The following is a 21,599-nucleotide window of genomic DNA, read 5'->3' as shown; positions in this document are numbered from 1 at the left end:
CCCTATAGCCATTCCAACTGCCGCTTAGGCCAATACATTACGGCACTGCGGCTTTGCAATAAAGGTAGCAGTGTTGGCTCTGCCTCGCTAATCACCGCTTTGGCAAATTGACAGAAAAACGCCGCTTTTAATTCGGCACGCTTTCTGTCTGCACCTTGCTGATAATAGGGTACCGACGCCAGCAGTAAGATGCCATCGTCTGAAATACGCTGCTGTTCAATATTAGTACGGATAATGGCAGCGGCTTTTTTCACTGGCTGTGATAAATCCGGACTAAAGGGGCCAATAATCAGTGCCACATTGGGCACATGCAAAAAATCAAAGCCCCGCCCCAGACAAAGCATCCATTCCCGATGTTCCACATCCAGCTGTCGGCGTTTACTACTTTGCTCGGCACTGTGTAATAAGTTGCCGTGCAATAATGGCAGTAAATCTTGTTGCATACTCGAGGGTAAGTGCGGGCAAAGCTGCTGTAATAATACCGGCAGCTGCGGCGAAATAGCGGGCGTATATTGACTAAGATCTAATATCCGCCCGGTGCTGCCATGCAATACCAGCGCATCACTGTCAGTTTCAAAGCCCACCACCAAAGCAAAACACTGCGGATAATCAGCAAAGATTTGCTGTAACTGATCGCGGATAGCAAGAGCCTGAGCTAAAGCTGCATCTCTATCACAATGAAAACCCGCACAGCCCCGCCATTTATCGCCGGCTGAAAAATGATAGGTCACCAGCACTAGCACTGGCAGGCCTGCTTGCAGGCTTTGCTGAATATCCTCGCACAGCAAATCGCCCAGGTAGGGCCAGCCCAAATCAAAAATCCCCCCTAAATTACGGTACGGCTGAATAATACCCAGTGGCGTTTTAGTGGCATGCGGCAAATGGATACGGCCATCCATACATTTTAGGGCAATAAGTTTGGTAGGATGCGTTAGCTGATAAGCGCTACGCTGTGCGGTTTCGGCAATATAATTGGCGCTATGCGCCACCGCCAGGTGCTCTAACCAGCTTAAACGCGCAGCAAAAGGTTGTTGATGTAAGTCCATGGCGGTTCCGGGCTAGGCTAACTGAATTAACCATATCGGAAAATAGCCATTTTACTGCTGCAACTTTAGTCGAAGTGCGGCGGCTTTGCTGATAAGCTCGTAAATAAACGCGCAGCTATATTGCCATATTGGGTATGGTGGTATTTTTTAATCAAGAGGAACAGTATGCGCCAAATTTATCGACCACTCATCATAGCGTTAACGGCCTCGGTGCTACTCAGTGCCTGCGAAAAAGCGCCAGCGCCAACTCAAGCTACGGTTAACTATAGCGCCGAACAACAACAGCTGTTACAACAAGGCAGCCTGCGCGCGCGTAGCTGTGCGGCTTGTCATGGCCCCCAGGGTATTTCGCGTCAGGCGTTATATCCAAGCCTGGCGGGGCAATCGGCAGAGCAGTTAGCGCAGGCGATGCGTGATTATCGCGATGGTGCCCGCAAAAATGCGCTAATGAGCCCACAAGCCAGAGGCTTAACAGATGCTGATATCGAGCTACTTGCTGCTTTTTACGCGTTACTACCTGCACCGAAACCTAAACAGGAGTAACGTTCACCGTTATTCCATAGCAAACAACGACAGCAAGTCTTCCGCATTGCCCTGCCAGAGCTGGCCTTTACCGCTCCCCAGCATCTGATCGGCTAAGCCTTGCTTATGTTGCTGTAACTGCTGTACTTTTTCTTCTACCGTATTGCGGGCAATCAGTTTGTACACAAACACCGCTTTGTCTTGGCCAATACGATGGGCGCGGTCGGTTGCCTGATTTTCTGCTGCAGGGTTCCACCAGGGATCATAATGAATCACCGTGTCGGCTGCCGTTAAATTAAGGCCTGTACCACCGGCTTTTAAGCTGATGAGAAACACTTCGGTTTCACCATTTTGAAAGGCATCAATTTGCTGTTGCCGTTGCTTGGTTTGCCCGGTTAATTTGCTATAGCTAATCCCCAGGAAATCCAGCTCTTGCTCTATCAAGTGCAACATACTGGCGAACTGGCTAAACAGTAACACTCTTCGCCCTTCTTCTATCATCTCGGGCAGGTTTTCTCTAAGCCAGCTAAGCTTGGCGTTATGCCGCACGCTTTGTGCTTGTTCTATCGGCACTAAGCGCGCGTCACAACAGGCTTGCCGCAACTTTAATAAGGCATCCAAAAATTCAATATGGCTGGCAGCCACGCCTTTGCGGATAAAGAGCTCGCGCACCTTGGTTTCCATAATCAGCCGGATACTTTCGTATAAATTACGCTGATCGGCTTCTAACTCCAGTAATTGCACAATCTCGGTTTTCTCCGGTAATTCTGCTGCTACCTGGCGCTTAGTGCGACGTAACATAAAGGGCGCTATTTTTTGTTTTAAATGATTCGCCCGCTCCAAATCACCATGCTTTTCAATAGGTTTACGATAAACTTGGGTAAAATGCGCCTCGGTACCCAGTAACCCGGGCAACACAAAATCAAACAGGGATTTCAGCTCGCCTAAATGGTTTTCCAGCGGCGTACCCGATAGCGCCAGGCTAAACTCGCGTTTTAACGCCCGCACGCTTTGTGCGGCCTGGCTACCGGCATTTTTAATATGCTGCGCTTCATCCAACACCACTAAACTAAAAGGGCGCTGCCGATAAAGTGGTAAATCCCTGACCAATAACGGATAACTAGTGACAATCACATCATAATCGGCCAGTTGTTCAAACAAGGGGCGCCGTTTAGCGCCGTATACCTGTAACACCGATAATCCCGGCGTAAAACGCGCCGCTTCATTTTGCCAGTTACCCAACAAAGATGTAGGGCAAACTATTAGGGCGGGTTGCGTTAAGCGCCCTTGCTGCTTTTCATGCAAAATAAAACCTAAGGTTTGCAGGGTTTTACCCAATCCCATGTCATCGGCCAAGATCCCGCCCAAGCCAAAGCTGCGTAAAAACACCAACCAATTGAGTCCTTGCTGCTGATAGCTGCGCAACACCGCATTCAAGCCGTCGGGTAAAGCCACCTCGGTAATGCCCTGAAAGTTATGTAATTGCTCGCTTAACCGTGACAGGCGATTGGCATTTAAATACTGGATCTCGGCCGCACCCGGTGGCGGTAAAATCGCAGCTTTATAATCAGGTAACTCCAGCGTAAGCGGCGACTTTTGCAAATTCAGCAGCTCAACAATGGTATCGATTAACGGCTGAATCAGCTCCATCGGCAGTGCTAATTTACCCTGCGGTAAACTTAACCAGATAGTTTGCCCGGCAGTCGGCAAGCCAAACTGGCGCAACCATTGGCTAATCAGGGGCAGCAAGGGTACCTGCTGACCGTTAATATCCACCTGAATACCCAATTCAAAACCACTTTGCTTGCCGTCTTGCACCTGTAAATAAGGGGTGGCATCTAAAATTTGCAGATTAAAATCAGCAGCCTGCTCAATCAACCAGCCTTGTTTTGCTAAGTCGTCTAAGGTATCAAGCAGTGGCTGCCACAGCTCCGGGTTATCCGGACCATCACCAACACCATAGGCACTTAAATTATGCGCTGGTGCGGGCAAGGTGCAATCTACCAACCCAAGGGCAATTAATTGCTCTAGCGCCGCAGTTTCGGCGGCGCGCTGGCGTTTAATAAACAGGCTTTGCTCTGGCAAAATCACTTCGGTTTGCGCTTCGCTAAGATTTAACGGCAAGCGCTGACCAGCATAATCAAAATATAAAATGGCAGTAGGCCTTGCCGGCATATTGCCTTGTTGCACGCGCATTTGTAGCGCCAATACCGGCGCTGGCTCAACATTCACTTGTTGTACAGCAATGCCTTCAGGCACCGGCAGGCTTACTTGCTTAAATAATTGTTGTAAACGGCCAAAGCGTAATGCTAATTGGTTAGCTGGGATAGGTGGCATCTTGGCCAGCAACTTTAGTTCGCGGCCACTGAGGGCGGTCTCGACTAAGCCCAGCTCGTAGTGATCAGTATTAATAAAACAAGGTGGATCGGTGAAAATTAATTGATTGGCGTCATCATCGGCAATCTGCCAACCCAAACGCTGGCTTTGTTCTTTATCTTGCCATTGCAGCTTTAACGGTCGGGTAGCTTGCCAGCTCACTTCATAGCGTGCTTCGCCAAAGTAACAGCGCCCTGTTGCCAAAACTTCCTGCAACAATTCGTAACCCCAGCGCGCTTCTAATACATGCTGCTCCTGGCTATTGTGGGAGCGAAATACCGTGAGCAAGCGGTAATCATCCTCACTTAACCAGGAAGGTGGTTGTGGGCTAATCAAGTCGTATTTGCCTAACGGCTGCCCTTTACTGTACCCCCCTTTTTTTAACAGCTTTACCCGTCGGGGATAAAGCTGCAAGCCGGCCTGACCATAACTAAGTAGGTACAATACGGTATCTTCTGGCTCAGCCACAGTGGGCTGCTGTTGTTGCTCTAGCTCAGCGAACCAATGGTCTAATTGCAATAAAGGTAGCTGACGGATCCGCTGTTGCTGCTGGGCATAATCACGTTTTAGCTTTAAAAGCACCGCCAATACATGCTTACAACGCCCTCCGACCGGGCAACTACAACTGTCCTGTAGTTGCCACTTGCCATCGTATTGGCTTAGCGATAACTTTTGCCGGTAAGGCGCAAAGCCGGCTCCCCAAACCTGAGCGCTGATCTGGCTAAGATCATCAGAGTATTCCAGCTTTAATACTTTGCCTGCTTGCAAATAGGCGCGGGCGCGATGCACCGTAGCGGTATCAAACCACTGCAATAGGTTTGCTTCACTTAGCGGAAATAAGGTGGAACGCTCAACGTCAGTTTGCTCTGTCAACTTACTGGGCTCTCTTTACTTTGCACAACGAAAATATGGCTGTCAGTTTAGCAACAGCAATAAACAGCCAAACGGCTATGCTACCGCAAAGCGGCCGCAGACCATAGCCTTGTGCTGTTAAAATACGCGAAATTCAACTGCTCAGAGCACAAAGGTTGGCACAACCCGAAAACTTGCAATTAATTAACAATAAAATAAACTTATAGCATCCTTAGCTGCAGGGAATTGCTATGTCGCTTGCCATTATTTATAGTCGCGCCCGCTTTGCACTGGCGGCACCTTTAGTGACGGTAGAGGTACATCTAAGCAATGGTTTGCCCGCTTTTCAGTTAGTGGGGCTACCCGAAACCTCGGTAAAAGAAGCCAAAGATCGGGTACGTAGTGCCCTCTTAAATAGCGGTTTTACCTTTCCGGATAAACGCATTACCATTAATTTAGCACCAGCCGATTTACCCAAAGAAGGCGGCCGCTTTGATTTAGCCATTGCCATCGGCATTATTGTCGCCTCTGGGCAATTGCCAGATAAATGCAGCGAAAATTATGAGTTTTGTGGCGAACTAGCACTATCGGGTGAAATAAGGCCAATCTTAGGCGAGATCCCATTAGCTATTGCCTGCCGTGATGCCGGCCGCGCCGCCATTTTGCCGATGCCCAATGCGCAGCAAGCCTGTTTAATACCCGATGCCAAGGTGTACGGCGCTACCCACTTGTTACAAGTGCACAGCTTTTTACTGGCGCAGCAACCCCTACCTGCTATTCCGCCGCTACCTGCCCAGCCGAGCCTGCCGCAAGCCGATTTAGCCGATGTGAAAGGCCAACAACAAGCGAAGCGAGTATTAGAAATTGCCGCAGCAGGTGAACACAATATGCTGATGTTTGGCCCAGCAGGCACAGGTAAATCGATGTTAGCACAGCGCCTGGCCGGTATTTTGCCGCCGCTTTCTGAACAAGAAGCCTTAGCGACGGCAGCCTTATATTCCATTGCTGGCCAACCCAGAGATCAGCAAAACTGGCGACAACGCCCTTATCGGGCACCGCATCATACGGCATCTGCAGTGGCGCTGGTCGGTGGTGGCTCAGTACCCCGCCCCGGTGAGATTTCTTTGGCGCATCACGGTGTGCTGTTTCTCGACGAGCTGACCGAGTTTCCGCGTAAAGTGTTAGATGTGCTGCGTGAGCCTTTAGAAACGGCACATATTCATGTCTCGCGCGCAGCGCGTCAGGCGGAGTTTCCGGCTCAGTTTCAATTGATCGCAGCCTTAAACCCTAGCCCAACAGGCCATCATGAAGATGGCCGCGCCAGCCATGAGCAAATTCTACGTTATCTAAATCGTTTATCCGGCCCTTTTATTGAAAGGATTGAACTGCAAATTGAAGTGCCATTATTACCAGCCGGCACTCTAAGTAGCAAAGCAGCAGAAGAGAGTAGCGAGCAGGTGCGGCAGAGGGTTATTGCCGCCAGGGAAATACAAATTGCGCGTCAGGGTAAAGCCAATGCCAGGCTTAGCGGGCGGGAATTAACACAACATTGCAAGCTTACTGACAGCGATAGTCAGTTTTTAGAAGATACCTTACAGCGGCTCAAACTTTCGGCACGTACCTTTCATAAGCTACTAAAAGTGGCGCGAACCATAGCCGATTTGCAGCAAAGCGAGCAAATAGCCAAAGCACATTTGCTGGAAGCCATTAGCTATCGCGCGTTAGAGCGCTTGATTCAGTATTTAAAACAGTAAGGCGCTATAGCGCTAGTAAGTAAGGTTATACCCAAGTGCACTTCAAGATACGCACGTCAGCTAGAGATAAAAATCACCTAGGTATAAAGCTATCCCCTGCCTGCACAAGGGATAGCTGCGGATAGGGTTAAACCAAGCGCCAGCTTAAGGTTTGGCCACCAAAGAATGGTACTATCGGCTCGCCGTTTGGTAAGGTAATTTCACCTGGTACCTGCCAGCTGTCTTTTACTAGGGTAATGGTGCCACTGTTACGTGGTAAGCCATAGAAGTCAGCGCCATAGTGGCTGGCAAAGCCTTCCAGTTTTTCCAGGCAACCTAGTTCATCAAATACCTGTGCATAAAGCTCAATAGCACTGTGCGCGCTATAACAGCCGGCACAACCACAGGCCGATTCTTTACGGTGTTTTTCATGCGGAGCCGAATCAGTGCCTAAGAAAAACTTGCTGGAACCACTGGCCACCGCCGCGCGCAGCGCTTCTTGGTGGGTGCGGCGTTTAAGGACCGGTAAGCAATAGTTATGCGGGCGTACGCCGCCTACTAATAAATCGTTACGATTGAGCAGCAAATGTTGTGGGGTAATAGTCGCAGCCACATTGCTGGATGCCGAGGCGACAAAGCTGGCAGCATCAGCCGTAGTGATATGCTCAAAAACCACCTTTAATTGTGGCAAACGCGCGACGATATGCTGCAAATAGCGGTCAATAAACACCTTTTCCCGATCAAAAATATCGATATCGTGATCCGTCACTTCGCCATGAATAAGCAATAACATGCCGGCTTCTGCCATGGCTTCAAATACTGGATAGAGTGCATCTAACGCCGCAACGCCTGAGCTGGAGTTCGTAGTCGCACCAGCAGGATACAGCTTGGCAGCGACCACACCGGCCGCTTTAGCCGCCAAAATATCCGCTTTACTGGTTTTATCGGTTAAATACAGCGTAACTAAAGGATAGAACTCACTGCCAGCTGGCCGGGCCGCTAAAATACGCTCACGATAAGCTACGGCTTGTTCTGCGGTGGTGACCGGCGGCACTAAGTTTGGCATCACAATGGCGCGGCGAAATACCCGGGCTGTCGCAGGAACCGTTTCCAGTAGCATATCGCCATCACGAAAGTGCAGGTGCCAATCATCAGGGGTTTGCAGGGTCAGTGTGGTCATAATAAGCTCCGGAAAGTAAGGGCGTTCACGCGCAACGTCTTGCGGTAAAAGGTACCGCCATCAAAAGTGTCGATATCATAGCAAGGAAGCAGGCAGTAAGAAATTAGCAGCGGTTCTTTTTAGCGCCAGACAGGCAAAATTTGGATCCGCCTTGCCATAGTCTCTGCTAGACTAGCTTGCCCAAGTAACCCGTTTTCGGAGACATGAAGATGTCAGATTTTGACCTGGATTTAGACCACCTCGACTTTGCCGCCGCTGAAGATTCTGTGGCTGCACAACAAGCGGCAGCAGCTCTGGCCGCTGCCGAGCCGCAGTTTGGTGATGAAGATGACGAATGCAGTGGCGGTGCATGCAAGATTTAAGCTGTTTGCAGGCGATCCTGATAACGGCGACTTAGCTGGGCGAGTAAAATGAACACTATGCCACCGAGCATCAGCAAGGAAAAAGGCAAAGCAGTACCGTTATAGAATAAACCCAGTAAAGGCCCAGCTAAGGCACCGATACCAAAGCGTAACGTGCCTATTACCGCTGTGGCAGTGCCGGTATGATCCGGAAACTTCATTAAAATCATCGCATCAGCATTAGTCGCAACCAAACCTAAACTGGCCATCAGCGGTGCTATCGTTAACACCGTATACCACAAACCTAATCCTAAATAATTAAACCCGCTGAGCAATAGCGCAGAGACAACCGCCAGCATTAGCCCTAAGTTCAGCATACGCTGTGGTCCTTTACGGGTAACCAGTTTGCTATTTAAAAAGTTAGCTAACATTAAGGCCGACACGTTTAAACCAAAAAGCAGCGCAAATAACTGCTCGCTTACCCCAAAGTAGCTGATATAAATAAAAGACACTGCGGTTAAAAAGGTAAAAAAGCTAAAAGAAGCAAACATCGAGGTCGCGATATGCGGCCAAGCCACTTTGTTAGCAAACACTTGCCGGTAACCACTAAAAAAGGCCGGTTTAACCGCGTGCTCGGCTCTGGGGACCTCGGGCATAAAACGCCAGCTGAGCAACAACATCAGCAAAGCATACACAGCCAACACATCAAAAATAACTTGCCAGTGGCTAACATACATCACCAAGCTCCCCACCGCCGGCGCGATTAAAGGTGCCAACATCATAATCATCGATACATAAGACATCCCCTTAGCGGTATGTTGCTGGTATAAATGCCGCACAATACCCGGAATCACTACCGTGGCCGCCGCCCCCAAAAAAGCCTGTGCCGCCCGCCAGAATAAAAACCATTCGATACTACTGACTAAACTCAACATAACACTGCTGAGTAAAAAGCCAGCTAAACCGGCCAAGGCTAAAGGTCGGCGCCCAAGCATATCGGCCAAAGGACCAAACAACAGCATGCCCACAGCATAAGCCGCTAAATACACACTCAGTGATTGCTGCACCAGGGCCATACTGGTATCGAGATCCGTTACCATCATTTGCATCGCTGGCAAATACATATCGATAGCCAAAGGCGTAATAGCAATAACGGCAGCAAGTAACGCGACTAAGCGTAAAGAGGGGCTGGCTTCCTTCATCAGGAAAAGATCTCCAGGTGGCTTGAAATTGCAGAAAAATAGGTACAAAGCCAGTATACCATAAACAAAATAATAATTTTGCCGTGCGAAGATGGTAAAAAAGCCTGAACTACGGTAAAAACGTGTCAGAATTATAAGTAATGCTATTCCCTGTTCTGGTGGATCTAATTATGAAAAAAAGCACCATAGTCACAACTGATGATATTTTACTAACCCTTTGCCGCTCGGTAGAAAAGGTTTTAGCGGCGGCCGGTAATCCTGGCGTTAGCAATTCAAAGATGGTACAAAAAATTCAGAAAACCTGTCTGCGCCCTGATTTAGGTTGTTTTGTGTTATTTGACGGTGGCTTTTCTGGCTTGGTTATTATTAACTTTACCGCCCCTGCCGCCATGGAAATTTACCGCCGTTATTTACTTAGCATGGGTATGCCGGAGTCGGAATTAGCTTCCTTTCATACCTCGGATGAAGTGGGCAACGTGATGGGCGAGTTAATGAATCAAATCGTTGGTGATTTTACCGGTCAGGTCCGCTTACAGTTACAAACCTCAATTAATCAAAGCCAGCCGAAAATGATGGCGATTAATAAGCAGGTACAAATTTTAATTAATACCCAGTTAGACCAACCCCAGGCCCGCCGCGTAACCTTTAATACGCCTGACCATAATATTTTTTATATGGAGCTGGCGATGGATAAAACCGAGTTTATTAAGCTGCAAGATTTTGAAGTACCAGAGCAAGATAATCCAGATGATATTTTGGCCGAAGCGAAAAACCAGCAAGCCAAACTGGATCAGGCCCCAGACGCAGCAGATATGGTAGATGATGATTTTTTAAGCAACCTGGGTCTTTAAGATTAATTATCTAGTGATACTCGCTTTGCTTTGGCAGACTGCCGCCAGAGCAAAATATTCTTAGCATGACATAAGCGAACTTATGAAAGAAAAAGCTACCTCTTTTGATATTGCTTATATGGCAGGTGTTTCGCAGTCTACGGTGTCACGCGCTTTGCGTGACAGCCCACAGGTGAATAAAGAAACCCGCGAAAAAGTGCAAGCCATTGCCAGACAACTTAATTATAAAGTGGACAAAAACGCCAGTAATCTGCGTAAACAACGCAGTAGCACTTTGGCGTTATTGCTATTTGAAGATCCTACTACTGACGAATCACTCATTAATCCGTTTTTTCTCTCTATGCTTGGTAGCATTACCCGGGCCTGTGCTAAAAGTGGTCAGGATTTATTAGTTTCGTTTCAGCAGCTCAGTGATGACTGGCATGCCGACTACGAAGACAGTAAAAAGGCCGATGGCATTATTTTGTTAGGTTATGGCGATTACGTAGACTATGAAGAGAAACTGGCCAAACTGCTGGCCCAACAAACCCATTTTGTGTGCTGGGGCGCTGATGTTTTGGGTCACCCCGAATTTACCATCCGCAGCAATAATTGGCAGGGTGGCTATTTAGCCGGCGAGCACTTAATTAACACCGGCCATCGCAATTTTGCTTTTATTGGTAACGCTTCGGAGGGTAGCCCAGAATTTAGCGCTCGGTATCAAGGTTTTATTGATGCCCTGGTCAAAGCCGGCATTGATGCCACGCAGATCCCGCACTTTGATGCTATTTCTACCGAAAGCGCTGGCGATCTGGCCACCGAACAATTGCTAGTCAGCAAACAAGCCGTAGATGCGATATTTTGCGCCAGCGATTTAATTGCCATTGGCGTAATACGTTGTTTAAAGCGGCGCGGCATTCGGGTTCCGGAAGAAATTGCCGTGATGGGCTTCGATGATATTCCGGCAGCGTCTTTTGCGTCACCTGGCTTAAGTACTATTCAGCAAGATACCAGTAAAGCCGGTGAACTGTTGGTGAATAATCTACTCAAACTGATTAATAACCAACCTATTACCGATACCTTAATTGAACCCAAACTGGTCATTCGTCAGTCTTGCGGGGCGGCCGTGGGCGACTCCGACGCCAATTGAGCCTGACGCTGCTGTAACTGCTCTAGCGCTTCGCGCAAGCTGCCATAAAAAGTTAGCAAACCCGGTTCAGGCTGTACCCCAGCCTTAGCCAGGGTTTTTAATGGCTGAAATTGTAAATCGGCAATCAACAACTCTACCTGCTGCCTGCGGCAGCTATCGCGCAATTTATCCAGCGCCGCTAAGCCGCCGGCATCCAGCAATGGCACCCCATCCATATATAATACTAAGCCACGTTGCCCGGCACTAAGCAGGGCGATTTCGGCAAAGATACGATCCGCCGCCGCAAAGAACAGTGGGCCACTGATTTTTAGTACTTTCCAGCCCTCAGGCAAAGGTTGATCGACTTGCTTCCGATTGGCAGAAATATCCGTTACCTTGGTCATGGCCGCTATATCTTTCATAAACAATAAGGTAGCCAATAAAATACCGGCCGTGATAGCAATCACCATATCAAACACTACCGTTAGCAGCAGGCAGACTAAAAACACCAGTACATCGCTGCGCGGCGCGGTTTTTAATAAGTGCAGTGCTTTAGGTGCCTCGCTCATGCCCCAGGCGACCATCACCAGTAAAGCGGCTAGCGCCGCCATTGGGATATAAGCTAACACTGGGGTCAACAGCAACAATGCTAATAGCACCACTAAGGCATGCACTATAGCGGCAATCGGTGATTGTGCCCCGGCATTAAAATTAGCCGATGAGCGTGCCAGCGCGGCAGTTGCCGTAATGCCACCAAAAAATGGGGTAATAATATTACCAATGCCCTGCCCCAATAATTCACTATTGGCACTATGGCGCCGACCACTGGCATTATCCAACACCACAGCACAAAGCAGCGATTCAATCGCCCCCAACATGGCGATAGCAAAAGCAGCGGCCAATAAATCCTTGGCCAGTTGCCAACTAAAACTAAGTGGTACACCTTCTGGCCCTGGCCGGTTCCAGGGCCAGTCAAAGTAGGGTAAATAAGGCGGCACACCGGCCGCGGTGCTACCATCCGTGGCGGTATAACTAAAGCGCGAGGCCACAGTGGGTAAGTCAGCGCCAAATTGCAGTAACAGTAAACCTAGCAAGGTACCGATAAACAGTGCCGGTAAATGCGGCGGTATTGGTGTTTTTAATCGGCGCCAGCCGATCATCACCGCTAACGTCACTACCGCCACCACTAAACTGGCCCAGGCAGTTTGCGGTAGGCTTTGTGCTAACAGCCAAATTTTATCGCCAAAATGTTCAGGTAAGGCAGTAAGGGGTAAGCCAAAAAAATCTTTAACCTGCAAGATCACAATCACAATAGCAATACCCGAAGTAAACCCCAGGGTGACCGATTCAGGAATATATTCGATTAAGCGCCCCAGCCGAAATAGCGCCATGGCTACCAGCATCACGCCTGCCAGCACCGACGCCAGCAGTAAGCCACTTAGCCCGTACTTCAACGCTATCGGATACAGGATCACCACAAAGGCCGCGGTAGGCCCAGAGATACTAAAGCGGGAACCACCAGTAAGGGCGATAACAAAGCCAGCAATAATGGCGGTATAAAGCCCGTATTGTGGCGGTACGCCAGAGGCAATCGCCAGCGCCATGGCCAGCGGTATGGCAATAATACCTACCGTCACCCCCGCCAGCAGATCTTTTAGCAGCTTTTGGCGGTTATAACCCTCAGCCCAGCTCTCGCGCAGGGCATGGCCTATGCGTAACGAAAATAAATGAGCGCGATGAGACATAGCCATTTCTACTTTTTAATCAAACAGTAATACGCTAAGTCTAGATCTAGTCTACCTTTTCAGCTATTCACTATTAGTCGGTAATATAAACGCTATAAAAACACTTTGCGCTAATCCATTTTATATACGGTATATGCTTAATAGATTTAGAAAAGCACTCAGCTAACACGGCCATGACGCCCAAATATTGAGTTTAGAGAGTGTGGGAGGTTCCCTGACAGCGACCACAAACTGCTGCCAGGGAAAGGGAGACTTTAGTTGCTCTGTAACACTAACAGGCCATAAGCGCTCAACTGGTTATCTTGCAAGTCAAAGGCCCAGCTAGCCGTAAGCTCATTACTCAGCAAATTACTGATCGCTTGCTGCTCAGCACTAAGGTTGAGCAGGAAGCGGGTTTTACTGCCGTTTAGCTCGCGCTCAATTTGCAGCAGTCCAGCAGCAGGTTCTGTTACCTGATAGCTACCCGCCAGGGTTAACTCAGGCCGCTGTTTTTTCTGAGCAATTAAAAACTGATACAAGCGCCACAGAGAATCAGGCTGGGATTGTTGCTCGGCGACAGTATTACCGCCTTGCGCCAGTTGTTGCTGTAAAAAGTCTGGCCACCAATTATCAAAGGCGATGGTGAATAACTCTTTTTGCTCTACCCAGCTAAGTGGCGCTTGCGTAAAGCCGCCCTGGCTGTCGGTACTCCACAGCATAGGCGCACGTTTATACACATCATGGCCGCTTTGCGCCTGCGTTAGGCCAATTTCTTCACCGTAGTAAATATACTTAGTACCCGGCGAGCTAAAAAGCATAGCAGCAGCTAACTTGGATTTTTGCAGCACTGTTGCGCGGTCACCCGTTAACTGGAAAGGCACCCGTTCTTGATCATGGTTGGTTAAAAACGGCGTGAAAAAGGCCAGTGGTGCAGATGAATCTAAGCGGCGTTGCAGGTTTTCTTGCAAGGGGTGTAGCTCGCCACTTTGCGTGCCGCTAATGGTACCGAATTGCGCCGAATTGCCAGCATCTTGCTGCAGTTGGCCAATAATTTTATAACCTACTTCAAAGTCAAAGCCCTGATCTAAGCCCTCGCCGTTGCCCCAATATTTCGCCGCAACCGGAATATCTACCCAGGCTTCGCCGACTAAGTAGGCCTCGGGGTTGATGCTTTTCACATAAGCATTAAAATCGCGCCAATAATCAATGGTTTCAGGTAAGTCTGCCTGACCATCAGGGCCGCTTTCCATCACAAAACGCACCGCATCTAAGCGGAAACCGGCTACGCCTTTATCTAGCCAAAACTTCGCCATTTTTTTCATTTCGGCAACCACATCCGGGTGCTCAAGATTGAGATCTGGCTGCGTGGCACCAAAGGCGGCATAGTAGTATTCGCCGCGGCGCTCGTCATAATGCCAAACGGCTTCCGGGTTATCATTGGTATCCCAGGCATGACCCCAGCCTTTACCTTTGGCCGGTAAGTCTTTACGCCAAACAAAGTAGTCTTTATAGGGTGCTACACCTTCGGCCGATTTACGAAACCACTCATGCTCGCGCGAGATATGGTTAATCACCAGATCCAGAATGACCTTCATGCCTTTGGCGTCTGCCGCCTGAATAAAGGCTTCAAACTCGGCCATGCTGCCATAATCACTTTCTACCTGATAAAACTCGGTAAAATCGTAACCATGATAGGACGGTGCTTCAAACATTGGCGTCAGCCAGATAGCATCTATACCCAGCTCTTGTAAGTAGGGTAACTTGGCAGTCATACCATTAAAATCACCATGGCCATCACCGCTGGTATCATAAAAACTGCGCGGCCAAATCTGATAGAACACCGCATCATCCCACCAAGGGGCTTGCTGAACAGCGCTAGCAGGGGCTGCAGAAACAGCCTTATCTGCTGTCACGACTGTCGCTTGCTGTGGAGCCGGTTTACAAGCGGTTAACGCCAGCGCCAGTGCCAGCGCCGTTAATGAGGTTTTTAACATCGTTATGCCTCTACTGTTTCGGTTTTTACCCGCAACACATAAAGTGCCGCTATCACATAGCTTACGCCGCCAATGGCTAGTGCATAAATAGCCTGCCCCTGGAACAGGTAGCCGACTAAGCTGCCTAAAATGGCCGCCGCTAATAATTGTGGTAATACAATAAAGATATTAAACATGCCCATATACACGCCCATTTTATGCGCTGGCAGACAGTTTGATAACAGCGCATAAGGCAGCGATAAAATAGAGGCCCAGGCAATACCAATCGCAATCATGGGCAGCCATAACAGCGCCGGATCTTTAATAAAGAAGAACGAAAATAAGCCCAGTGCACCAAACAGCAAGTTAATGCAGTGCGCTTTTTGCGTGCTGGTAGCTTTGACCAATAACGGAATTAATAAAGCAGCAATAGCGGCGAAACCATTGTAGACCGCGAATAACACCCCTACCCAATCGGCACCATTGTTGTAGGCAACCGACGTGGTATCCGTTGTGCCGTAGTGATAGCTGGTTACCGCGGCCGTGGTGTAAATCCACATGGCGAATAACGGAAACCAGGAAAAGAACTGCACTACCGCCAACTGGCGCATGGTTTTAGGCATAGTAAATAAATCATCTGTCAGCTGCACCAGCATATTGCGGTTTTGCTGTTGCTTAAACCAACTGGCTGCCCATTGCAGCAAACCAAAGGCAGCAATTAAGGCACCCAATAAATACAATTGCTTATCCAACTGCCAAACAGCCACAGCAGCAAAGGCAGCGACACCAATTACCACCGCAGCAGCACCGCTACGCCAATAATTATCGGCAGGGGTGGCCATAGCAGCGCTTGGGTGTTCTGCTTGTTCTGCCGCATCAAAGGCTGCTAATTGCTCTGGGCTATATTCTTTACTGGAAATAATGGTCCAGCCCACCGCTAAAAACAGCACCACACCACCGGCATAAAAGGAATAGACCACCGAATCAGGGATCATCCCTTCAGCCGCAGTATTCGACACACCAAACCAGTTGGTCATCATCCAAGGCAAGGCTGAGGCCACAACGGCACCCACGCCAATAAAGAAGGATTGCATGGCAAAGCCCGTGGGCCGTTGCTTTTTATTGAGGTTATCGCCCACAAAGGCACGGAAAGGCTCCATGGTAACGTTAATAGCTGCGTCTAAAATCCACAACATCCCTGCGGCAATCCACAAGGTAGGCGAGTTAGGCATTATCACCAAAGCAGCGGTAGTGGCTAAGGCACCATAAAGAAAGAATGGCCGACGACGCCCAAGTTTTGTCCAGGTTTTATCACTAAAGTGGCCAATAATTGGCTGTACCAGCAAGCCGGTAAGGGGGGCGGCGATCCACAGAATGGGAATTTGCTCCATATCGGCACCCAGGGTTTGGAAAATTCGGCTGACGTTGCCATTTTGCAGGGCAAAGCCAAACTGAATACCAAAAAACCCAAAGCACATATTCCAAATCTGCCAGAAACTGAGGTTTGGCTTAGTTTGCATAGTGATGTTCTCTATTGCGTAGTTATTATTGTTGTTACCCAAAATCTGCAAGGATTCAGGGTCGTTACCCAAAAGCATTGCAGATTTAGGGTATATACCCAATGGATTTCAAGATGCACGTAGGCGGCAAGACCGTTCATCCCCATGAGCTTAGCTTTTCTAAGTGATTGGGGTGGACGGGCGCAGCCAACACCCGTGCATATTGAAAGACGAAGGGTATAAACCTGTCAGACTGTTTGATAACCCTATTTTAGTGCAAGAACAAGATGAATACGTATTCAGCGCCCTAATACTGTGCAGCTAATCACTACGCTAATTCGTTTAGGGTTTGTCAGAGGATGCATGAGGGATTCAAGCGGGCTGCTGACAAAAGTCGATAAAATGCCGCGCCAACGCCGAGTGATATTTTTGTTTATGCCAAACCAAACTGAGCTGGCGGGTAAAGATCTCAGGCAAGACAAGCCGAACCAGACGTCCTTGGGCGATCCGCGAAGCGGCAGCATGGGCAGAGATAAAGGTTAACCCAAGGCCCGCTTCCACTGCGCCCATTACAGCCTCTAACGCATTGAGCTCTGTCACCGGCCCTATAGCAGGGAGTTTAGGCGCCAGATAATGATTAAATTGGCTGCGGCTACCCGATTGTGCTTCGCGCAGCACCCAGGGCTGCTCTGCCAACATGGCGTATTCAACCACCGCAAGTTGAGCCAAAGGATGCCCAGGCCTAGCGAGTAATACCATTTCATCGGTCAGCCACGGTGTTAACTGCAATTCATGAAAGGGATTCTCGCCTTCGATAAGGGCTAAGTCTAATTCAAACTGCAATACTTGCTGACAAAGACTAAAGGTATTTTCAATACTCACCTGAATTTGCCCTGGCGGTAGCGCTGTTAACAACTGCGGCAATAAGTAATTACCAATGGTTTGACTGGCTCCCAGCCGCAGCTGACCTTGCAATTGCTGCTGTTGAAACAACTGCTCAATATCCGCTACCCGGCTTAGTACCTCATCGGCCAAGGGTTGTAATAATTTGCCCTGCTGGTTGAGCTTTAAGCGCGGATGCACCCGATCAAACAAAGGCGCCGTGAGCTGCGTTTCCAGCTCTGATAAGGCTTGCGATACCGCTGCCTTACTTAAATATAACTCCGCCGCCGCTGCGGTAAGGTTGCCATGCTTGGCAATACTGCTAAACACCTGCAATTTTTTTATGCTGATCATGTTCAGTTAAACCTAACGCGTCGTTAGAAACGTTCAGATATTCTAAAGCAACAACACAATATATGATAGGAGCAGTTGCTGTGAAGAGAGCTGTTTATGTCAAAGCCTGTTGTACACTTTACCCAATACATCCCGACGCCATTAGCGGCGCTAGCTTTGGGTATTGCGAGCCTGGGATGGTGCTGGAATAGCAACGTGACACTACATAACAATGCGCAATTCGCCGCGGCGCTTATCGCCAGTAGCCTGCTGCTATTGCTGCTCCTGAAGTTTATCTTTTTTCCCGCACTTTTTAAGCAAGAGCTGGCACATCCTATTCTGGGTAGTGTGTTACCGACTAGCGCTATGGCGGCTATGGTAATTTCGGTCTCCTTACCTACACAGATAGCGCCAATACTCTGGTGTAGCGCTGTAGTGCTGCATATTTTGCTTTTCGCCGGTTTTCTCTGGCATCGGCTACCCGCCTTCCGCTTGCAGCACCTGATCCCAGGCTGGTTTGTGCCGCCTATTGGTATTGTCACGGCCGTACTAACCTGCCCAGCAACAATACCTACTGCGCTTGTTGCCGCCTTGTTTTGGTTTGGCTTAACCGCATATTTTTTTATGCTGCCTATTATGCTGTATCGCTTACTTAAAGCAGGTGAGTTGCCATTGGCGGCTAAACCCAGCCTGGCGGTATTAGCCGCACCGGCCAGTTTATGTTTAGCGGCTTACATTAGTTTTGCCGCCGCGCCAGCGGTTTGGCTGGTGTCGCTGTTGCTGGTATTGGCACTGCTGATGACCAGTGTGATTTATCTGGCGTTACCCGGTTTATTGCGCTTAACCTTTACCCCGGCTTTTGCTGCCTACACTTTTCCGCTGGTGATTGGCGCTACCGCGTTATTTAAAGTGAGTAACTTATTTTCAGCATGGCACTTTGTGCAGTTGGCGCAGTTAATCAGCTTTATCGCTTATCTGGAGTTGGCGGTTGCAACCTTGGTTTGTAGCTATGTGGCGGGGCGCTTTGGCCAATATCTATGGCAACAGTGGCAGCCAGCCCAAAACGGGCCGACTGCGCCAAGCCATAATCCGCAGCTGCACTCTGCTAAACGCTAGTCTAAAGCCCAGCAAATACAAAGGGCTTAGCCGGTTTAAACTGCGCCAGGGCATCACCGGCGTATATTTCGTGTTGCGCTAATGGCAACTTACGCACCGGCTGGCCGGCAGCAAAATTCACCTTGCGAATATCTACCCAAAAGGTATTGGGGGTGAGCGCCGTTTCAAAATAGTAGGTAAGGCGTTTTTGGTCCGATACCGTACGCCAGCGGGTTGACGAAATATTCGGCTCGGCCTCGGAGGAAATACCAAAGGGCACCGAGGCATTACGAATCACGCTAAAGACACTGGCGACAGCCAGCTTGGGATCACTGGTTTGCGGAATCGCGTTTAAGTAAAACGAAGCACGGACAAAACGATCGGCCGCCCGGTTGGTGCCAGGAAGCATCGTCGTACCACCAATTTCCCGCCAGTATTCATTAATGGCTAGCTGCTTTTCGAAAATTGGCGAGTTGGTCATCACTGTATAATCAGGGCTATGATGGATCACTAATTTGCCATCGATATACTCAAATACCGCGTTATCGCCTGTCGCATCTGAAATGGCTAAATGCAAAGTGGCAAACTTGCTGGTCCCCGGAATATCAGCAGACACTATGACAAAGGGTTCGCTTTGCATGGCCGCCACGGCTTCGGCTACCGTGGCAAAATTGTCCAGCATATATTGCACCCAGGCCGCTATGGTCAGCCCCGGCTGGCTGCCATCATATTCTGGATAACGAGACTCTACCAACCAAAGTAAATTGGCCACTAAACCTTTTTCGTTCATACCGTCGGCACTGGCGATATCAAAGGCGCTGGCCACTATACTGCCGTATTTTGCCGTCCAGCTAATGGAATTAGGCCCCACTTCCCCCTGCCGGGTGATACCACGGGGAAACAGCCATAAATCCGCAGGGATCTCATCTTTCCAATCCATAGAACGGGCGGTAATAATGGTTTGCTCAGGCCCTTTATACACGGCTCTGGTGCAAGCAGTAGCAGGCAGGGTAAGTTGGGCGGTTATCAGTGCCGTAAGTAACATCGTTAATTTAAAACGCATTGCTTCGCTCCTTCAAACGAATGATAAAAATAATAATCCTGCTACGTTTCACTCAGCATTAGTCAGGCAACAACAGCTAAATAGTGGCATCACAGAGTACTTCTGCCTAAACCTTATGCCATTTTATAGGGTGCTTGCCATAAAAGTGATTAATGAAAAGCGAAATTTTTGTTATCTTGGCACCCTCTTTAGCAGTATACCCAAGTCATCTCAAGATGCGAGTTGCAGCGGTTGCTCAGGTTTAAATTAGGAACAAGGCAAGTTATGGCAATAGAATGGATACTGGCATTTTTAGCACTGGGATTGTTTGCTGGCTTTATGGCGGGCCTATTAGGCATTGGCGGTGGCGGCATTATGGTACCGATGCTAACCACCATTTTTCTGGCGATGGGCTTAACCGCAGAGCATGTGGTACATCTGGCCTTGGGCACCTCTATGGCCGCTATAGTAATGACCTCCATCTCCAGCATGCGCGCCCATCATGCCCGCGGTGGTGTGCTGTGGCCCATTGTAAAAAGCATGGCTCCAGGTGTGATTATTGGCACCTTTGCCGCCACCTTTCTGGCCGCCAAAATTAGCGCCCAGCATCTGGCGATCTTCTTTGCACTCTTTATGGGCTATGTTGCCCTTAATATGCTAAGGCCAAAAAAAGCTGCGCCTGCACAACCTAAAGCGGTCGGCAAAGTAGAACTTGCTACTGTAGGTGGCGGTATCGGTGTGGTGTCTGCGCTGGTGTCTATTGGCGGCGGCTCTTTAACTGTCCCCTATTTAAGCTGGCGTGGTATTGCTCTGAAAAACGCTATAGGCACCTCAGCCGCTGTTGGTTTGCCTATCTCACTCGCCGGAGCGCTAGGCTATTTACTGCAAAGCCAACCTGGGCAGGATTTGCCCTTTGCCGTGGGTATGGTGTACTTACCTGGGGTATTGTTGATGTCTGCCGCCAGCTTTATCACTGCGCCTGTTGGCGCCAAATTAGCGCATAAACTGCCGGTGGCAACATTAAAGAAAGTGTTTGCGGTATTGCTTATTTTGCTGAGCTTAAAGATGTTGCTGTCGGTTATCTAGCAAAAGCAGCACGGTGCTTTTTTATCGCTAGCCTTGTTTTATCGCTAACCTTGGTGGCCAGCTCCCGCGCTGTCAGCCAAGGGCTATGCTAATAACGCCGTTAGCTATTCTGGTAATTGACTAAGGCAGTTTGTGTCATCTGCATCACACAATATCCCTAAGGTTTCAATCTCACTAATACTGACAGTGCGCTCCAGTAAATCTGAGACAAAGTCCGCCATAAATTCTTGTTTGAAAAGCGCCATCATTTCTAGATGATTAAGTTGCTGATAGATACGTTTATAAATACGCTGATTGTTAGCCTTAAGTGTTTTAGTTAGGTTAATGGTACTCGCGACAAGTTTTCATACAAAGCCCTGCGCCTTATAGCTCTCATAACTGGCCCTAGTTAGCGCCTCAAGTTCGTTAAATAACGCCGGCTCTAACACAGTGAAGTTAAAACAAGATTTGCCTTGCATACGGGCTTTAAGTGCTGGCGATATGGCAGCAAGTAACTCTGGTTTAAGATAAACCGGCATCAGATGAAAGCTCACATAGCGCTTTTTATGCTGCACAGCACCAAAGAACAGCGGCTTTTTGTTCTTCTGCAAATAGTGCGTATCCAGGTACAACTCTTGTCCGTCATCTCGCGTAGCCTGTAATTTCGTGGCGTACGGTGCCATTATCTTGCGAAGCTCTTGAAACACAGAGTTAAGATCCGCCATAAGTCACGCCTTATATACTGGATTACCTGAGCATTGCTGGGAGCAGTGCC

18 protein-coding genes are annotated in these 21,599 nt (G+C 48.9%); 7 read left to right on the top strand and 11 right to left on the bottom strand.

What is annotated here, in order from left to right; translation table 11 throughout:
* Window positions 1-2: 2 nt before the first annotated feature.
* Window positions 3-1,046, bottom strand: a complete 1,044-nt coding sequence (locus tag IE163_RS01655; RefSeq protein WP_189429463.1) for a hypothetical protein — start codon at window positions 1,044-1,046, stop codon at window positions 3-5.
* Window positions 1,047-1,211: 165 nt separating this feature from the next.
* Between IE163_RS01655 and IE163_RS01650 the strand changes: the two genes are divergently transcribed.
* Window positions 1,212-1,589 (top strand): c-type cytochrome, encoded by a 378-nt coding sequence (locus IE163_RS01650; protein ID WP_189429461.1) that lies wholly within the window; start codon window positions 1,212-1,214, stop codon window positions 1,587-1,589.
* A 9-nt stretch (window positions 1,590-1,598) separates the two neighbouring features.
* On the opposite strand, the gene IE163_RS01645 is transcribed toward IE163_RS01650, so the two are convergent.
* Window positions 1,599-4,817, bottom strand: a complete 3,219-nt coding sequence (locus IE163_RS01645; RefSeq protein ID WP_189429459.1) for a DEAD/DEAH box helicase — start codon at window positions 4,815-4,817, stop codon at window positions 1,599-1,601.
* Window positions 4,818-5,047: 230 nt separating this feature from the next.
* On the opposite strand from IE163_RS01645, the gene IE163_RS01640 reads away from it, so the two are divergent.
* Window positions 5,048-6,550, top strand: coding sequence for a YifB family Mg chelatase-like AAA ATPase (locus tag IE163_RS01640; RefSeq protein ID WP_189429457.1), 1,503 nt, complete (start codon window positions 5,048-5,050; stop codon window positions 6,548-6,550).
* Between the two features lie 127 nt (window positions 6,551-6,677).
* Here the strand turns inward: IE163_RS01640 and pyrC are convergent, their stop codons facing one another.
* Window positions 6,678-7,709: a dihydroorotase gene (pyrC, locus tag IE163_RS01635; RefSeq protein ID WP_189429455.1), complete on the bottom strand. Its 1,032-nt coding sequence runs from the start codon at window positions 7,707-7,709 to the stop codon at window positions 6,678-6,680.
* 209 nt (window positions 7,710-7,918) lie between these two features.
* Between pyrC and IE163_RS01630 the strand changes: the two genes are divergently transcribed.
* Window positions 7,919-8,071 carry a hypothetical protein gene (locus IE163_RS01630; RefSeq protein WP_189429453.1) on the top strand — a complete coding sequence of 51 codons (153 nt, stop codon included), beginning with the start codon at window positions 7,919-7,921 and terminating at the stop codon, window positions 8,069-8,071.
* On the opposite strand, the gene IE163_RS01625 is transcribed toward IE163_RS01630, so the two are convergent.
* Entirely contained in the window at window positions 8,068-9,252 is a 1,185-nt protein-coding gene (locus IE163_RS01625; protein ID WP_189429451.1) for a multidrug effflux MFS transporter, read from the bottom strand. The genes IE163_RS01630 and IE163_RS01625 overlap by 4 nt on opposite strands.
* A 170-nt stretch (window positions 9,253-9,422) precedes the next feature.
* Between IE163_RS01625 and IE163_RS01620 the strand changes: the two genes are divergently transcribed.
* A complete protein-coding gene (locus IE163_RS01620) occupies window positions 9,423-10,103 on the top strand; it encodes a DUF3334 family protein (RefSeq protein WP_189429449.1) in 681 nt (226 codons plus the stop codon).
* Window positions 10,104-10,185: 82 nt separating this feature from the next.
* Window positions 10,186-11,232 carry a LacI family DNA-binding transcriptional regulator gene (locus tag IE163_RS01615; RefSeq protein WP_189429448.1) on the top strand — a complete coding sequence of 349 codons (1,047 nt, stop codon included), beginning with the start codon at window positions 10,186-10,188 and terminating at the stop codon, window positions 11,230-11,232.
* Here IE163_RS01615 and dauA read toward each other — a convergent pair.
* The 4 genes from dauA to IE163_RS01595 form a co-directional block, all read right to left on the bottom strand.
* Complete coding sequence (gene dauA, locus IE163_RS01610; protein ID WP_189429446.1) at window positions 11,190-12,956, bottom strand: C4-dicarboxylic acid transporter DauA; 1,767 nt, start codon at window positions 12,954-12,956, stop codon at window positions 11,190-11,192. The two genes, IE163_RS01615 and dauA, sit on opposite strands and share 43 nt — an antisense overlap.
* Window positions 12,957-13,210: 254 nt before the next feature.
* Window positions 13,211-14,929: an alpha-amylase family glycosyl hydrolase gene (locus tag IE163_RS01605; RefSeq protein WP_189429437.1), complete on the bottom strand. Its 1,719-nt coding sequence runs from the start codon at window positions 14,927-14,929 to the stop codon at window positions 13,211-13,213.
* Between the two features lie 2 nt (window positions 14,930-14,931).
* Window positions 14,932-16,428: an MFS transporter gene (locus tag IE163_RS01600; RefSeq protein WP_189429435.1), complete on the bottom strand. Its 1,497-nt coding sequence runs from the start codon at window positions 16,426-16,428 to the stop codon at window positions 14,932-14,934.
* Window positions 16,429-16,779: 351 nt separating this feature from the next.
* Window positions 16,780-17,643 (bottom strand): LysR family transcriptional regulator, encoded by an 864-nt coding sequence (locus IE163_RS01595; RefSeq protein ID WP_189429433.1) that lies wholly within the window; start codon window positions 17,641-17,643, stop codon window positions 16,780-16,782.
* A gap of 96 nt (window positions 17,644-17,739) precedes the next feature.
* Here IE163_RS01595 and IE163_RS01590 point away from each other — a divergent pair, with 96 nt between their 5' ends.
* Window positions 17,740-18,738, top strand: a complete 999-nt coding sequence (locus tag IE163_RS01590) for a TDT family transporter (protein WP_189429431.1) — start codon at window positions 17,740-17,742, stop codon at window positions 18,736-18,738.
* 1 nt (window position 18,739) lies between these two features.
* On the opposite strand, the gene IE163_RS01585 is transcribed toward IE163_RS01590, so the two are convergent.
* Entirely contained in the window at window positions 18,740-19,780 is a 1,041-nt protein-coding gene (locus IE163_RS01585) for a linear amide C-N hydrolase (RefSeq protein WP_189429429.1), read from the bottom strand.
* Window positions 19,781-20,044: 264 nt separating this feature from the next.
* Between IE163_RS01585 and IE163_RS01580 the strand changes: the two genes are divergently transcribed.
* Window positions 20,045-20,845: a sulfite exporter TauE/SafE family protein gene (locus tag IE163_RS01580; protein ID WP_189429427.1), complete on the top strand. Its 801-nt coding sequence runs from the start codon at window positions 20,045-20,047 to the stop codon at window positions 20,843-20,845.
* Between the two features lie 104 nt (window positions 20,846-20,949).
* On the opposite strand, the gene IE163_RS01575 is transcribed toward IE163_RS01580, so the two are convergent.
* Together IE163_RS01575 and IE163_RS01570 are read right to left on the bottom strand one after the other, a co-directional pair.
* Window positions 20,950-21,093, bottom strand: coding sequence for a hypothetical protein (locus IE163_RS01575; RefSeq protein ID WP_189429425.1), 144 nt, complete (start codon window positions 21,091-21,093; stop codon window positions 20,950-20,952).
* 96 nt (window positions 21,094-21,189) lie between these two features.
* The gene (locus IE163_RS01570; RefSeq protein WP_189429423.1) at window positions 21,190-21,549 is read right to left on the bottom strand and encodes a hypothetical protein; all 360 of its coding nucleotides are present in this window, start codon (window positions 21,547-21,549) and stop codon (window positions 21,190-21,192) included.
* Window positions 21,550-21,599 lie beyond the last annotated feature (50 nt).

The organism is Alishewanella longhuensis (assembly GCF_014653435.1).
Taxonomy (GTDB): domain Bacteria; phylum Pseudomonadota; class Gammaproteobacteria; order Enterobacterales; family Alteromonadaceae; genus Alishewanella; species Alishewanella longhuensis.
Note: the sequence above shows the minus strand (reverse complement) of the source record. Positions and strands in the feature narration are given on the sequence as shown.